This is a genomic window from Leptospiraceae bacterium (assembly GCA_024233835.1).
Classification (GTDB): domain Bacteria; phylum Spirochaetota; class Leptospiria; order Leptospirales; family Leptospiraceae; genus JACKPC01.
Window position 1 is genome coordinate 251,986 of sequence record JACKPC010000005.1, and the last position, 16,516, is coordinate 268,501.

The 16,516-nt window shown below is 35.7% G+C and carries 14 protein-coding genes; 12 read left to right on the forward strand and 2 right to left on the reverse strand.

Annotated elements, in window-relative coordinates; genetic code table 11:
- Positions 1-34 precede the first annotated feature (34 nt).
- From H7A25_21370 to H7A25_21410, 9 genes are all read left to right on the forward strand, one after another.
- Positions 35-220 carry a hypothetical protein gene (locus H7A25_21370; GenBank protein ID MCP5502462.1) on the forward strand — a complete coding sequence of 62 codons (186 nt, stop codon included), beginning with the start codon at positions 35-37 and terminating at the stop codon, positions 218-220.
- 269 nt (positions 221-489) lie between these two features.
- Positions 490-990 (forward strand): sigma-70 family RNA polymerase sigma factor, encoded by a 501-nt coding sequence (locus H7A25_21375; GenBank protein MCP5502463.1) that lies wholly within the window; start codon positions 490-492, stop codon positions 988-990.
- A gap of 13 nt (positions 991-1,003) precedes the next feature.
- Positions 1,004-2,017 carry a FecR domain-containing protein gene (locus H7A25_21380; protein MCP5502464.1) on the forward strand — a complete coding sequence of 338 codons (1,014 nt, stop codon included), beginning with the start codon at positions 1,004-1,006 and terminating at the stop codon, positions 2,015-2,017.
- 15 nt (positions 2,018-2,032) lie between these two features.
- Positions 2,033-2,872, forward strand: coding sequence for a FecR domain-containing protein (locus H7A25_21385; protein ID MCP5502465.1), 840 nt, complete (start codon positions 2,033-2,035; stop codon positions 2,870-2,872).
- A 44-nt stretch (positions 2,873-2,916) separates the two neighbouring features.
- Positions 2,917-4,584 (forward strand): alkaline phosphatase family protein, encoded by a 1,668-nt coding sequence (locus H7A25_21390; protein MCP5502466.1) that lies wholly within the window; start codon positions 2,917-2,919, stop codon positions 4,582-4,584.
- A 10-nt stretch (positions 4,585-4,594) separates the two neighbouring features.
- The gene (locus H7A25_21395) at positions 4,595-6,199 is read left to right on the forward strand and encodes an NCS2 family permease (GenBank protein ID MCP5502467.1); all 1,605 of its coding nucleotides are present in this window, start codon (positions 4,595-4,597) and stop codon (positions 6,197-6,199) included.
- A 3-nt stretch (positions 6,200-6,202) separates the two neighbouring features.
- Positions 6,203-7,060, forward strand: coding sequence for a hypothetical protein (locus H7A25_21400; GenBank protein ID MCP5502468.1), 858 nt, complete (start codon positions 6,203-6,205; stop codon positions 7,058-7,060).
- A 92-nt stretch (positions 7,061-7,152) separates the two neighbouring features.
- A complete protein-coding gene (htpX, locus tag H7A25_21405; protein MCP5502469.1) occupies positions 7,153-8,031 on the forward strand; it encodes a protease HtpX in 879 nt (292 codons plus the stop codon).
- A gap of 89 nt (positions 8,032-8,120) precedes the next feature.
- A complete protein-coding gene (locus H7A25_21410; GenBank protein ID MCP5502470.1) occupies positions 8,121-8,654 on the forward strand; it encodes an adenine phosphoribosyltransferase in 534 nt (177 codons plus the stop codon).
- Here H7A25_21410 and H7A25_21415 read toward each other — a convergent pair.
- Positions 8,651-9,781, reverse strand: a complete 1,131-nt coding sequence (locus H7A25_21415; protein MCP5502471.1) for an ATP-binding protein — start codon at positions 9,779-9,781, stop codon at positions 8,651-8,653. The two genes, H7A25_21410 and H7A25_21415, sit on opposite strands and share 4 nt — an antisense overlap.
- A 130-nt stretch (positions 9,782-9,911) precedes the next feature.
- On the opposite strand from H7A25_21415, the gene H7A25_21420 reads away from it, so the two are divergent.
- The 3 genes from H7A25_21420 (at position 9,912) to H7A25_21430 (ending at position 14,428) form a co-directional block, all read left to right on the forward strand.
- Positions 9,912-11,381, forward strand: coding sequence for a trypsin-like peptidase domain-containing protein (locus tag H7A25_21420; GenBank protein ID MCP5502472.1), 1,470 nt, complete (start codon positions 9,912-9,914; stop codon positions 11,379-11,381).
- 1 nt (position 11,382) lies between these two features.
- Entirely contained in the window at positions 11,383-12,879 is a 1,497-nt protein-coding gene (locus H7A25_21425) for a serine protease (GenBank protein MCP5502473.1), read from the forward strand.
- 64 nt (positions 12,880-12,943) lie between these two features.
- Positions 12,944-14,428, forward strand: coding sequence for an outer membrane beta-barrel protein (locus tag H7A25_21430; protein MCP5502474.1), 1,485 nt, complete (start codon positions 12,944-12,946; stop codon positions 14,426-14,428).
- Between the two features lie 61 nt (positions 14,429-14,489).
- Here H7A25_21430 and H7A25_21435 read toward each other — a convergent pair whose 3' ends face one another.
- Entirely contained in the window at positions 14,490-16,409 is a 1,920-nt protein-coding gene (locus H7A25_21435; GenBank protein MCP5502475.1) for a hypothetical protein, read from the reverse strand.
- Positions 16,410-16,516: the final 107 nt, after the last annotated feature.

Genomic DNA, 16,516 nt, shown 5'->3' on the forward strand with positions numbered 1-16,516 from the left:
AAACGGAATATAAACTCAAAAAGTATAATAGGCTATGACTCAGGAAGACTACATTAAAATAACAAATATAGAAAAAGCTACCAATTATATACAGGATAGAATCCGCGACCTGAAACTTCGCAAGAAAGGAACCAATGAACTCGAGATATATTCGCTTTTAGCAGAAAGAGCAAGAGAAATTTTGTCTTTAGCTGAAGAATTAAGCTCTGTTGGAAAATGAAGATACTAAATGTTTTTTCATCCCAATACCTGTAGCATAACATAACTTATGCTACAGGTAGTTACCTGTTTTTGTAAAAAGAAATTGCCAGATTACTCCTGATTATTATTTCTAAAATCAAGATATTTTTTTAGGTTTTAAAGAAAAAAAAAGATAGGAGGAAAAATATAGTTCACTGAATTGTCTAAAGAACTAAGAAGAGTTCAAATTTTGTCTTGAAAAACATTTAGAGGCATGTTCTGCTTGTTTGGATGCAAGACGAGATTGCAATGGAGGAACTATATCAGAAATACTGTAAAAGGATCTTTGATTATCTTTATAAATATACAGGTAATGAAGAAACTGCTATGGATTTAATGCAGGATACTTTTACAAATTTCTTCCGAATTTATGGAAAAAGTAATCTTCCAGAAGATAAATCCATTATGTTGTTATACACCATTGCAAAAAATAGCTCTATAAACTACAGTAAAAAGTTTTCAACACGGAAAGAGCTTTCTGTAGTAGATACGGATTATTATGGGAGCCAGAAGAACTCTTTTGAAAAAAAAGAAGAGTTAAAGGATATGGAGCAAAAACTCAGGGACTGTCTTCTTTTATTACCAGAAGAACAGAGGACTGCAATTATCTTAAAAAATATGGAAGGCATGACTTTATCACAGATTTCAGACATCATGAATTTATCTATATCGACTATATCCAGACTTGTGGTTAAAGCAACAGCCAGGCTAATAGAATTGGCAGAAGAAAGAGAAATTTTTCCTGATTGAGTAAGGCAGAGTTATGAAAAAGGAAAGTACAGAAAAAATTGAGAAGAAGGTAGCAGAGTATATTCAGGGCTCAGGTACGAATGAATACTCCAGGAAAGTTGAATTAATAGAAAGGCTCTTGAAGAAACAAGTTGAACCTAAAACGAGTTCTTTCCCTGAAGCAAAAGAACTCTGGAAGCGAGCCTATCCGGAAGAAGTGAATCCTAAGCTTAGAATTCTTCCTTTTCAAATATATCGAAATGTTGCTGCCATTGCTGCGGGAATAGCCCTACTCTTTTCCGGTTCGTTTTTTCTTCTTTCTATTCTGCAAAATCCCACTACAAAAAATCAGAAACTTGCAGCTCAGGATAAAGCTCAATTTATGGTTATAGAAGGAGAGCTTTATAGAAATTTTACGGGCAAACGTTTGTCCGAATCTGATTCTTTTTTCCATGCGGAACTGGTTTCTACTCATAAACAAAAAGCCAGGGTTCAATTGGGTGATGGAAAATTTGTAAGATTAAGTCAGCATACAGAATTGCAGATTTTCAAAAAGGATGATGAATTAAGAGTCATTTTAATAAAAGGAGAGGCTTTCTTTACCATTAATAAATTAAAAAAAGCAGAACAATTTATTGTAAGTGCCAATGAATTGCTGGCAGAGGTAAGAGGAACCAAATTTTTAGTTAGAACTCGAGCTGAGCAACATACAGAAATACATGTCTATGAAGGTTCTGTTGCGGTATTCTCAAAAAAATCTTCTACAGAAAAAGTCCTATATAGGGGTGAAGGCATTGAAATTGATAAAGACCAAAATCTAAAAAGTAAGAACTTTCTGGTTGCAAAATCAAGAACCGGAAAAACTACTTCTCCGGAAGATTTATTATATGAAAGATACAAGCGTCTTGAAAAAATCATTCTTAAAAATGGAACAGAATACAGGGGTGTGATTGTTGACATGAACCCAAATTATGTAGAAATGGAAACTGTAGAAGGAAGAAAGAAAATCGCCAGAAGTCAAATAAAGAAACAAATTTTATTAAAATAATTCAGGGAGGAATTCATGAAACAATTGAAATCAGTTTATTTATTTATAATTATCTTTGCTGTATTATTTCAATGCAAAGGAAAAAATGAAGAACCTAATATTTTTAGGGCCCGAGTTAGTTTTATACAGGGTACGATTACTGTTACTTCTGAGAACGGTATGCAAAAGAAAATTAGCATTGGCTCAAGCCTCGAAGAAAAAGATAAAATTGAAACAGGAAAAGATTCCTATCTGGAATTATTATTAGTATCGGGTGCCAAAATCAGGCTTAAATCCCAAACGAATCTTGTTTTACAAGAACTATCTCCGGATAAGAAAAATACTGAATTAAAATTATTAAATGGAACTCTTATCTCAACAGTTAACAAAAAAAATAAAGAGGAATCATTCAAGGTAGAAACACCAACTGCTGTAGCGGGTGTTAGGGGCACACTGTTTCTTATAAAAGTTGAGACAAAAGATGGAGAAATCCGAACTCAACTGGGAGTAAAAGAAGGTCAGGTAGTTATCAATGGAATTAACAAAAGTCTGGAAGAAATCGTTGTTCAGGCCAATGAGGAAGTCGTTGAAGTCCAGAATCAGAAATTCGAAAAACGTAGCTTAAATGCCTCATTGGAACGCGAATTTTCTTTTGCTGAAGAAGATGATAATACAATAAAGTTTTATGGAGAGAAATCTACGGAAGAAATGATCCGTAAAAAATACAAAAAGTTAGAAGTCATCACTCTTTCAGATGGTACAAAGTTAAGGGGAGTCATAAGTTCTATGGGAGAAAAAGAGATTACAATCGAAACCCCGGAAGGTACTGCGATTATTCCCCGTGAAAAACTGGCAAAACAGGAGATGGCAAAGTAAGAAATTCCTATTTACACCTGTAAGGAGACTTATTTTTTGGAAACATGAGTTTCTTCACAGGTGTAATTCCTCTGTTATTCTTATTCATTTTATTAATAGAATGCAGTTCCGTAACTAAAAACTATCAGACAGCGATTCAAAACTCTAACCCGGGTGAAATCGATCTCGTTCTGGTTCCTAACAAATATAATTTAGTAGATCTGGATTGGATTTTCGAAAAAAGCATTTCGACCTACAAGAAATCGGATTTAGAAAAAGAACTCGCAAAATACGGTAGAACCATAAAAGACTTACAGGCTCAAAAAGAACTTTCTTACAAAGAAATGGACGACATTGTCTCTTTGCAAACAGCCTGCACCATCCATTTTAGTTCTTATGATTATGATACCAGAATTCCTTTATTACTAAAAGGAGATAAATGGTTTCGAAACGGAATTTATTCTGAAGAAATACAACAACAGCATATAGTCCCTACTCTCTCTAAAATCCTTCACTCTCCCTTACCGAATGGAGTCACAAATTCTTCTTTAAATTATATTCTGAAAGACTCTAAAGAAATTCCGGAATTGATTCTTTTTATTGTGATTGATCAGGGCGGGCAGGTTCTATTTGAAGCCCATCCGGAAGAAGGCAAATTCATTCGTTCTTTAATGCAAAGTTCCGCTTATTTCCCCAATGCAAAAGTCAGCCACCTTGATGCGCATACAGCTGTAGGCCATGCGTCTATAGGCACCGGAGCGTTTCCGATCAAACATGGTATTTTGACCAATAAAAAAATTTCAGTTCTCAACGGACAGGTTTCCATAAAACCGGCTTATATAGATAATAAAACGGTTCAACCCACTGAGATGTTGACGGAAAGTTTTGCTGATACTGTAGACAGACACTTTCAGAATGAGTCTGTCATTATTAGCCAGAGTTATGCCATTCGAGCTGCCATCGGGATGGCAGGACACGGTGCTTCATCCCCGGAAGGAGATAGAGATTTTGTTTATTGGATGAATAAGTATACCGGAAAATGGTTTACCGATGAAAAATATTATACCTTACCTGATATCCCCTACCCTCATCCCATTGAAAGTCATTTGAAACAAAATCCAAACGGAGTTTTTCGAGATTTTAAAGTGACTAAAAAAGATGAGCTAAAAAAATACTGGGATTTTGTGATGGCCGGGAATGCTGAGTTGGAAGCACAGGGAGAATTTCTTCGCCGGATGATACAAAAGCAAATCTTCGATAAAAATTTACATCGGGATGGAAAAACAGATCTGGTTTTTTACAATCTGAAAGCCATCGATGCAGCCGGCCATTTATACGGCTGGGAATCTCTTGAAGTAAAGGAAGCATTTCGCAAAGCGGATGAAGATATTCGGAAGTTAATCGAATTAATGGATAAAAACCTGAAAGATAAATATATTTTAGCTCTTGCTGCAGATCATGGTTGTGCCCCTATGCCCGAAATCTCAGGAGGAAAAAGGCTGGATATGAAAGACATTTTTCTGATTGTAGATTCTTTACTTCCGGAAGAACTCAGAAAATCACAGAGCTTAATTTCTTACGCAACAACAGGTCAAATTTCTTTAAATCGTAAACTTCTGAAATCTCAGGGAATTAACCTCTCCGCAATTCGAGAAAAAATACTCTCTATAAAAGTAGATGGAGAGCCTTTCTTTAAAGATGTAATCATTTCTAATAAGGATATTGATTTTTAAAGGTAGAAATATGAAAAATTTTAGATGGTTCGTGGCCGGAGATATTGATGGCTTTTTTGGTTTGATGGTAGATAATCTCATTCAGCTTCTGGTTTTATTGGGTTTGTGTCACTCTGTGCTGGGTTTCCCGCTGGAGTTTCTTTATAGAGTGGTTTTACCCGGAATTGCCATCTCTCTTATCGTTGGGAATTTTTTCTATGCGTATCAGGCTGCCAGACTGGCAAAAAAGGAAAACCGGGATGATGTTACCGCATTGCCTTACGGGGTGAATACCGTTTCCCTTTTTGCTTTCATTTTCTTTGTAATGTTACCGGTATACATCCAATCCGGTGATTATAAGCTGGCCTGGAAAATAGGGCTGGTAGCAAGTTTTTGGAGTGGTTGTATTGAGTTTTTCGGTGCTTTCGTCGCTGATTTTATTCGAAAAGCTACACCCAGAGCAGCTCTTCTTTCTGCATTGGCCGGAATAGCCATGACCTTTATTTCCATGGATTTTTTAATACGGACTTTTCAGAATCCCCTGATTGCTTTTGTACCCTTAGGAATTATCTTATTACAATATTTTGGAAAATTTCGTTTTCCTTTTCGAATCCCCGGAGGATTGGTTTCGGTTTTAGTAGGAACGGCTATTGCCTGGTCTACCGGTTTCTGGCAGGAAAAGTCTTTCATGGATTCGAAAGCGCTTGCCGGTTCAGGTGCCCATCTGGGTTTTTATTTTCCCGTATTTTCCTTGAATGACTTTCTAAGTGGATTATTTGATAAAAATGTAAAAGATTACCTGTCTGTCATTATACCTATGGGAATTTTCAATGTGGTAGGTTCTCTACAAAACATAGAATCCGCCGAAGCTGCCGGAGATAGATTTGAAACCCGAAGTTCCTTGCTTATAAATGGAGCAGGGACCCTTGTCGGAACCCTTTTTGGTTCCCCCTTCCCAACTACCATTTATATAGGCCATCCGGGTTGGAAAGGATTAGGCGCCAGAGCTGGATATTCCGTTTTAAATGGTGTTTTTATGACGATAGTCTGCCTTTTCGGGTTAATGGGGATTTTACAGGCTCTAATTCCCATAGAAGCCGGGATGGCAATTATTCTCTGGATAGGTTTTATTATCGGTTCTCAGGCTTTTTCTGCGAGCCCCCCCCAACATTCACCGGCTATAGTAGTGGGCCTATTCCCGGCTTTTGCCGGCTGGGCTGTGTTAATTATACAGAGTGTATTTAATTTTGCAAATGGAAAATTACAGGGAATACTGAAGACCGAAGCCATTCAAAAGGCCTATTCGATTCAACTATCGGATGTACCTCTGAATCTACCTTTTCTCCCTTACACTCTGGGTGGTTTACTTTCATTATCACAGGGATTTTTGTTGGTTTCCATGATCTGGTCAGCTATCTGTGTATTCATAATAGAAAAGGAATTTAAAAAATCATTTTTCTGGAGTTTAATTGCAGCTGCTTTATCATTAACCGGACTCATCCATTCTTTCAACCTGAGCGGAAATGCTATTTTAAATAATTTTTCACCAAATTATATTTTTGCCTTGAGTTACACACTACTTGCTGTACTCTTTCTGTTATCTACATTGTACCAAAAAAAACGACAGGAAGTATAACGATTGAATCTGAAGGAAATCTTCTCGGAGTTTGATGACTTAATTAATAAGCCGGTTCCTAATTTTAGTAAAATTGAACTGGCATTATCGAAAATTTCACCGGCTGCCCTTTCTTTGCGTATTCAGGAAGATGTAGGGTTTACCTATCTTCTGGATTATTACCTGCGCTTTGTGGATGCCTCCCTGGTTAAAAATATCCTCCAAAATCCCCTATTTCAGCATGAGGCACTGGAAGAACTTTTTTTCTGTCACATTACCTCATTCCATAAAGCGATTCTACAGAAAAAACCGGTTCCCAGTATTATGGACACGTATTGGTCTTACTTGAGTAAAACTGAATATGCGATTCTCTTTCAAAAGTTAATTAATCGTCCGAGTTCTTTTCATATTACAAGATTACTTTTTGATAAAATTAATATAGGCACCATAAAATTAATGATATCAATGGGTACTTTAAAATCGGATAAGATGCTCGGTTTTTTTAAGGAACTGGGTTCGAGTCTAAAAGAACTGGCTGCAAAAGATATTCAATATTATGACCTTGCCCATCATCTTGCGAGCATTAATAATGATGATGATTATATTTTATTTCTGGAAGAATATACCAGTGTTTTTGTTCAGCTTCGTATCGCCAGTTTTCTGGTTGAAGATGTGGAATCAAAGATGAAAGAGAAAGGAACTCTTTCTTTCAATGATTTTGCCGAGCTCTGTATGAATGTTCCCATTGATACGCTTCCTATATGCCTGGATATTTTTGTAGACAAAAAATGGATTACTTCCTTTGAAAAAATAAGTCTTCGAGAAGTTCTGGAAGAAAAATATAAATCTCAAAAAGAACAAAACAATAATACAGAAAAATAGAAATTTGAAATTATTTATCTTGCGAAAGAATTGAGACCATCTAGATCGTACAAAATTAGGTTGTTTGACTGATAAAAAGGAGCTAAAACAATATGGCATGGTTTAAGAGGATAGGACTCTTTTTACTTACCAATATATTAATCATAACCACTATTTCAATTATCACATCTGTTCTGGGTTTAAATGGTTATATTGAAGAAGCGGGTTTAAACTATAGTGCATTAATTATCACCTGTGCTTTATGGGGGATGATCGGAGCACTTATATCTCTTGCCCTTTCCAAAGTAATGGCAAAATGGATGATGGGTGTTAACGTCATCGATGAAAGAAATGCGGGAGCTTATAGCGGAATAGTTCAATCAGTTAGAAGGTTGAGTGCGACAGCAAAGATTCCTATGCCGGAAGTAGGAGTATATGTATCACCGGAAATCAATGCGTTTGCCACCGGGCCTACTAAATCCAGTGCATTAGTTGCCGTATCAACCGGTCTTCTGGAAAATATGAATGAAAACGAAATTGAGGGTGTTTTAGCCCATGAAATTTCCCATATTTCAAATGGAGACATGGTAACGATGACCCTTATACAGGGAGTAGTAAACTCTTTTGCACTTTTTCTTTCCAGGATCATTAGTTTTGCAATAGGGAATATGGTTCGAGAGGAGTTGGAAACTATAGTTCGTATTGTAAGTACCATTATTCTGGATATAGTGTTCAGTATCCTTGGTTCGATGGTAGTGGCTTACTTCTCAAGAATGAGAGAATACAGAGCTGATCTGGGCGGTGCCAAACTTGCCGGAAGGGAGAATATGATAGCTGCTCTTGAAAACCTGAGAAGGACTTATGAAGCTGTTGACGATAGGGGAGCAGCCCTGGCCAGCCTGAAAATCTCCGGAAGTAGAATTTCCCTGTTTTCATCTCACCCTCCTCTCGAAGAGAGAATCAAAGCTTTAAAAACAGTGAATATTCACTAAGATATAAGAGGGGTCTTTAATACCCCTCTCCTGTTTTATCTTTCTTAAAAATTTATTTACATCTTTCTTATAAAATATTCGATGGTAACATGTCTATAATCAAATCAAAGATCAGAACGATTCCGAATTGGCCTAAAGAAGGCGTAATGTTCAGAGACATTACATCACTATTGATAGATCCGGAAGGCTTTGCTTTGACTGTTGGGACTTTTGTAGCCCGTTATCAAGATAAAATGATAACTAAGGTTGCCGGAATAGAAGCCAGAGGTTTTATTCCCGGAGCTGCTATTGCCTTTCAGCTCGGTATAGGTTTTGTTCCTATCCGAAAAAAAGGAAAGCTACCCGGTGAAACCATAGCCCAGGAATACCAGCTTGAATATGGGACCGATATGGTAGAAATTCATAGTGACTCCATTACGAAAGAAGATAGAGTTCTGATTATTGATGATTTAATCGCTACCGGAGGAACCATTAAGGCCTCTATTCAGCTGATTCAGCGCCTGGGTGGAACTGTACACGAAGCCGCTGTAATTATCGATCTACCGGATCTGGGCGGTAAAAACCTAATTAAAGAGGAATTTGGAGTAGATACATTTTCCATCTGCGAATTCGCCGGCCATTAATATTGCATTTCCTGGTTTTTTGGAATCCTCACACGAATTTCGTTTCCGATAAAATTCCATTTCACATTATATAATTTTTTTAAAATATGGATGCCTCTTCCGGTAGGTATTGTTTTCCTTTCCGGGAGCCTTGGGTCCGGAATTCCGGATGGTTCAAATCCTTTCCCCATATCTTTTACATATAAATCAAGGTATTCTGGAGACTCATATAAACAAACGGTAATTACATCATAAGAGCGTTTTCCTCCATGTTCAAGTGCATTGTCAATAGTCTCATCGATTACAATATTAAACCAGAACTCATCAACAAAATCCCTCCAATTTTCTGACTCGTAAATTCTCCAGAGATAATCCTTAAGGCTCTGAGCCCCTTCCCTGGAGGCAGGTTCTACTTTTTGGATAACCAGGGTTGCATATTCACCCATAATAAAATAAGACAGTAAACTGGGATAATATCCAATAAAACGAAAATAATAAATAGCATATCCAAGAATGGAAAGGTAAATCATATCTATAAATTCTACAGGAATGTCGGTAGAAAAAAGATTGAATCGTTCCCTATATGAGTAATTATATGAGATAATGAAACCTGTAATTACTGACAATAAAGTGAGAGCACGGTATAAAAAACGTTTAAGACTTTTTATTGTATTGGAAAGATTAAAAAAGATAATGACAGTGAAAGAAAGTATGCATAAAAACGTAAAGGCTCGGTATAAAAACTCATTAATTTTTAGAAAAAAACGACTTTCTATAGGATAATATTCCTCTATAAGAGGTACGCAAAGTGTCTGAATCAGGATTAGATACCCTATTCCTCCAATAAAACTTACATAATGATTTAATCGGGATTCTCTTCGTCTATAAAAAGGAAAATGAAGGGCAAAAACTACTCCAAGATAAAAGGTGAACATTGAAAGGAAGGAATGGAGGTAATGTAAACTAAAAGAGGGTTTGATTATCCAATCCACTACCAGATTATTTAAGTTCCATAGAATAAGAGCAACTCCAAAAAGCCCGTAGGAGATCTTAGTTGAGGTATAGGGCCTTCTAAATATTGTGGTGAAGAAACCGAGAGTAATGACGATAGTAATGAAAATTATTGCTTTAATAAACCAGTATTCCATTCTTTCCCTGAATAATTAATTTCCATTATGACACCTATTAAAAAAAAAGCCATTACATTTCATGAATAAAATTGAAATTACCTTATAAGCGAATTTTTATATCCAAATCAAAAAAAGGAAATTAGAGTTAATGAAATATCTGTTTAAGCTACTCTTAGCTTTGTTTTTTATCCTATTGATAAATTCTCCCATTGTTTCTAAGGAACTCGATTTTGAAACGATTCGTAAAGGGGTAGTTCAAATAAAAGTGTTTTCTCAGGGTATGGATCCTTACTCTCCCTGGCAAGCAGGAACTTTAAGCGCAAGCACCGGGACCGGATTCATTATCCAGAAAGATAAAATTCTTACAAATGCCCATGTGATTTCGAATGCCAAATTTATTCAAGTGCAAAGACATAACCAGTCAGAATGGTATGAAGTAAAGCGTCTTTTTGTTGCCCATGATTGTGACCTTGCTCTTTTGCAGGCGGTAAATCCTGAGTTTTACAAAGATTCTTATTCATTTGAATTTGGGGCTATTCCGGAATTAAACTCTCCCATTCTGGTAGTGGGCTTCCCTATAGGAGGAGATAAAATTTCGGTTAGCCGTGGAATCGTTTCCCGTAAAGAACAATCCACCTATGCACATTCCCAGATTGATAGTCATCTTGTTATACAGGTAGATGCTGCTATTAATCCGGGCAATTCGGGTGGGCCTGCCATCCAGGCGGGAAAGGTAGCCGGAGTTGCTTTTCAGGTAGCTACTCGTGGAGAAAATATTGGGTATTTGATTCCAACAACCGTAATAAAATACTTCCTCGATGACATTCAAGATGGAGAATATAATGGTTACGTTGAGCTTGGGGTTCGAACTATGAACTCATTCAATCCCGACCTGCGTAAATACTTAAATATCCCGGACAATTTGGATGGGGTCCTTGTGAAACAGGTTTTCAAAGGAGGAAGTGCTGAAGGATATTTACAAAAATATGATTTAATTGTTTCTATTGATGGACTTCCGATAGGAAAAAATGGAACGATTATTTTAGACAAGGATACCCGCATTGATTTTGTTGAAGTAGTAGATAACAAACATGCAAAAGAACCTATCTCATTAAAGGTTTTTCGTCAGGGGAAAATGTTGGAATTGAAATTTCCTGCAAAGAAAATGTATGACTTTGAATACATGAGAAACTCCTATGATACCGGTTTTGATTATTTATTACTGGGAGGATTAGTTTTCCAGGAACACTCTCGTTCCCTTTTGCAGGAATGGGGGAAGAGTCAAGAAACACAGGGAGGAAGTCAATTCTTATATCGATTCTTTTATTTTATAGAAGATGGTTTAAATAAAGATGTAGATTCAGATGTTGTTTTCTATAGAAAGTTGGCTCATCAAACAAATTCGTCTTCCGATTACTTTTTAAACCTAATTTTGCATTCAGTCAATGGTGTTCTTATTAAGAATCTAAAACATATGAAAGAAGTAGTTGGAAGAGAAATGAAAAATGAATTTATTGTTCTTAGATTTAGAGACCTCAAAACTCCTCTAATATTAAAAACTTCTGAAATACTTAAAGCGGATCAAGAAATTAAAAAAATTTACCATCTGGATAAATAATATGAAGATACAAAAACTTGTCTTTTTTGCTCTACTTACTCTTCCGATTTCTTTCCTTTTTTCGGAAGAACCACCTACGAAACAATACAGGGAGAGCGAGCTTAGAAAAAGTATTGTTCAAGTTCGAATCACTGCTCAAGCCCCCAATTACTATATGCCATGGAGACCGAAAAAGCCTCATACTCAAATGGCTGTTGGAATTGTAGTAGAAGGACAACGTATCCTTGCTCTAACTTCCTACTTAAAAAATTATACCCTTATCGAAGTAAAAAAGTTTTCTTCCTATACGCCTTCACCAGCTCTTCCTGTAAGAGTTGATTATGAGTCAAATCTAAGTTTATTAAGTATTAAAGATCCTGATTTTTTTAAAGATCTAAAACCCCTTACATTTAAAGGTTCCATTGAGCTAATGAAAACAGTTTCAATTGTTCAGTTGGATAATGCAGGAGCCATACAGGAAGCAAATGGAAAGGTGAATGCGATCGATATGGAAAAATATGGTATGGGTCATACGGATTTACCTTATCTGAATATAGTTTCAGAAGAGAAACATAGGGGAAATGGTGAACTAATCATAAATGGGCAGGGAGCAATAGGCTTACTTCATAATTTTTATGTCAGAAAAAATTCAGGAAAAGCTATCCCCGGTTTTATTATTCAACGCTTCCTGGAGCAGATCGATAAAGTCAATGGCTCCCCTTTTTCACATCTAGGATTTAGCTATAGGCCGCTAACAGACAATGCTACCAAAGAGTATTTTGGTTTATCTAATTCTCAAAATGGAGTTCTTATAACGGAGATTATTCCTTATTCTTCGGCTGAAGAAATATTAGAGGTTGACGATATAGTTACGGAATTTGGAAATAAAGCTATTGATTCTCGTGGATATTTTCAACATCCGAATTTTGATAAGCAATCCCTTGCTTACCTTTCCAATTGTGGTGATGAATTTGGTTTTAGCTTACATTCAGAGCTCCCGCTCAAGGTAATTCGAAATAAAAAAGAATATGAATTCAAACTCAAATTAGAACCTTTTCCATATAAAGCTATAAAAATTCCTTATAAGAATTACCAGGGAAAAAATCCGGATTATCTAATACGAGGCGGTTTTGTATTTTTAGATCTGAGTGAGTTTTTATTGAAAGAATGGGGACTCAGGTGGAGATCTAAAATAAATAAAAAACTCCTCTATCTTCATGATTATCATAAGTATCACAAGCCGGGAGAAGAAGGAAAATTCGTAATTCTGTCACAGGTTTTTCCGGATATATCCAACAATGGGTATCACCATATTTCCATGAAAATAGTAGAAAAAGTAAATGGAAGACCGGTCCATTCCGTCAGGGATATTGACAGACTTTTCGATGATTCTTCTGAAAATTTTATCAGCATAGAAGTCGATAATGAAATGGATATAATTTTAGATAAAAGAAATCTGCCTGTAATTGATAAGAGAATTCAAAAACAATTCGGAATAAAAAAACTTAAAAACTTTTAATTTTTCCTAATTACATTTTATTTTATTTCTACCAATAAAATCTCTTTGATTTACCTTTGCATTTATGAAAGTAAAGGTAAATCAAATTCTTACAATTATCATCATATATACTCTCAGCATCTTTTCAGTCTCGGTATTGGCACAGGACTTATCTTCAGAGCCTAAGATTGACACCGTAAAGGAAATGATTCAAAAAGAGTATGAGAAGAAATGGTACAATCAGGTGAATTTTTCAGGCTTTGTGGATGTTTATTACAATTACACTATGAACAATTCCCAGGGAGCCCAGGTAAATCATGCCGGAACCATGCATAAGTATAATAAACAATTTGCTGTTAGTTCGGTTGAATTAGATATAGAAAAAGTACCTGAGAAAAAAAGTCCCTGGGGTTTCCGAATTGATTTTCAAAACGGTCAGAATAATGCATTTCAGGAAAACTCTTCCTATGTTTCCAATTCTATTTTCAACATGAACATGCTTCAGCAGGCCTATGTAAGTTTGTATTTTCCCATTTATAAAGGAATACAATTTGACATGGGAAAAATGACAAGTCATGCTGAAGTGGATGCCATTGAATCTAAGGATAATTATACTTATACAATGGGGTATTTGAGTTATAATATTCCTTTTATTGCAACAGGAGCAAGGGCCAAAGCGACTTTGAGTGATAGCTGGGCTTTTACTCTGTATTTCTATGATAACGTAACAGGAACGGGTTATATTAATTATAACAAAAGAAATACAAATGCTCAGGAATTTTTAGCCGATACAAACCAGCATTATTACAATGTGGGTTCTACCAAAGCACAAACCGTCGGGACGAAATTAGAAGGCGATGTAGTCAAAGAAAAGGTAAGTATGAGTTGGAATACTATCTATGGTAATGAATATGCCAATGGTAGAGTTGATAATCAAACATATTATTATAATCAGATAGCAAACGCCCCTACTCCTTCCAGTCCGGGCTATAAAATAAAATATGACTATTACTTTATTAATAATATCTATTTCACCTTTCATTTACTTGAAAGATTAAGTTTTATTATTGATTGGAGCTTCTATCAAAAATCGGGTGGAATGGCAGCCAATTCGGGTGCCTATATAAAGGAAGGGATTCCGCAGGGAACCATTCCCGGTCTGAATGTTTCACTCGGTAGAGATGGCAATAAAGTGAAGCGAATCAATAATACATATGCATTTTTCCTGCAATATTTCTTTACCAAAGAAATGGGTCTGGGTCTGAGATACGAATATATAGATGATAGTAGATATGGAGGCCCCTATGCCAGTAACCCTCCTCGTGCAGGGATAACTCCTCAATACAGGTATGATTTATTAACCCTGGATCAATATGGTTTACGTGCTTCCGGAAATTTAGGCCAGGTACGTACATTTACCATTACTCCTACTTACATTTACTCTGAACATATTATTGTAAAACTTGACTTCAGAAGAGACTGGGGTATGGGCGATCAGTTTATTGATGAAAGAGGAAGACCCTGTAGCTACCAGAATGGAGTCATCCTCGGACTTGTTGCCAAATTTTAGTTTGTCAGCAAAAACTATCTAAGCAAATTATCCCCCTACATAAGGGGGATTCTATCAGGATTTACTTATTCAAGAAATTTAGGAGTTTCTTAAGTCTTTCGATAAGACTTTTATCCGGATTGAATTTATAAGAGTTCGTTTGACCTTCTAAAATATTACTCATCTGTTTCTTGAGCTTTTCTTTCTTTTCTTTCCAGTCCTTGTCTTTTGGATAGAGAAGTATTCCGGATTCGGGCACTTCTTTTGATTCAGGAAAAACAATTTGAAATTTACTTTCGTTTAAAATATTTAGAAAAGACTGCATTTCATAATCAGGATAAAAACTTTTAACATCATCAACTATGGGAACCGAATTTCTCACAAAGTAAAAAATATCCAGAGTTTCATTAATCGAGATTACTAAGGAATCTTCTTTGAGTTTATTAAGAATCTCTTTTTTCTCATCTTCCTGTTTTACGTAGAAACTTTCTTTTTTTGTTTTATTTTCTTTTGCCAGTTTCTTCTGTTCTTGCATTAAATTTTCATTGGCTGTTCCAAAAAAAGTATTCTCTAAAAAGGGTATCAGAAGAAAAAATCTCTTGTACCAGGGAAGATAATTCATATAAACTTTACGCAACAATTTATGAAAGGAGTGTACAAAGTCCTTATCTTTAAACAAAGATTTTAACTGAAGCTGTTTATTCTCTACCAGCGTTTTTATTGCTGCGACCTTCCATAATTCAGTTAGAGGAAGATTCGATGCACCTTTTATAATAGTATGAATCAGAGGTTCTTCTTTAGAAGTAAAAATATGGACCGAGGTATTCTGATTTTCCCAGAGCAGATAAAATAAGTCCTTGTCCACAACCAATTCCTGCCAGAGTCTTGGAGGATAATTTAATGAGTCTTCATCATTAATGAATTTTATTAATTTTAACCAGCCACCTGCCGGATTGATAAGAGGTGATTTAAATTCTTTTTTGCTTTTATTAACTTCTTCATCCCAGATTTCTTTATATTTTGTATTTACCAGTTCTTCAAAACTTATGATACTTTCTATAGCCAGAGAACCGGGATAATATCCCAAATTATTGCCGGTAGATTTTATAAGCCGTATCTCTTCTGCCCTTTTGATATTGAATTTTGAAGTTTGAACCGGATACTTATCCAGAAGAAAATAGGTTTTTTCTTCAAATGCAATTTTATCCAGTTTGAATTTTAAAATGGGATCCGATTTGAGAGAGGGTGAGATTACCTCATCCATGAACCTACAGGCTATTTCGTAATGAGGAATTATCTCATTTTCCTTTAGAACCAGAAGCCCGTGCCCTTTGATAGGAATTGCCATTTTTTCTTTTACCAATCGTTCAGAAAGTTCGCGGGAAATGTGAGTTATCATGTCCTCAGACAAAATTACTTTGTGTTTCAAACTTCTTAAGGATCTATTCGGATTAAAAACATTTTTTAAATTTACGGAAGGAAGACCTTTTTTTGCTTTATATTGGGTTTCGAGATCTTTGTAGAAATCTTTTGGATCTAATTCGGAGCGAGAATCATACCATAAACGCAAAGAATTAAAAGAATACCGAATGAGCTGCTCATATAAATCATCAATACCTGTGCGAGTAATTTCAGCAGGATGGGTCACAAAAAATGATGCAACCCCGAGAGCTTTTGTGTCGAGGTTAAATTCAAAACATACAATGTGGGTAATAAGCTGGTTCATTACGAGTCGGTTTAAACTCGAAATAGCGTTTTCCTGACTAATTTTCATGGGCTCAAGATAAAAAGTATTTGGCTGGAAAAGTAAGCCTTTTTGAGCATTTTGCATGGTAGAAGTGGATTTAATCTTCTTCAATATAGCATGCTGGTAATTATTATTAGGGTTCACCCCTAAAGACATGGCTTCCCTTTCATTAATGACATTAATAAAAGGATATTTGGACTCGGATTCTACCCCTTGCTTCACCTTTTTATTGTTATCCTGAGTCTGATTTTGCATCGCAGTTTTCTTTTCTTTTAATGAGGTCTATTATAATAGAAAATACTTTTTAACCAGTATCATAGACCGATTTATATACAAGTAATTTTTGTTATTTCAAAAAATCT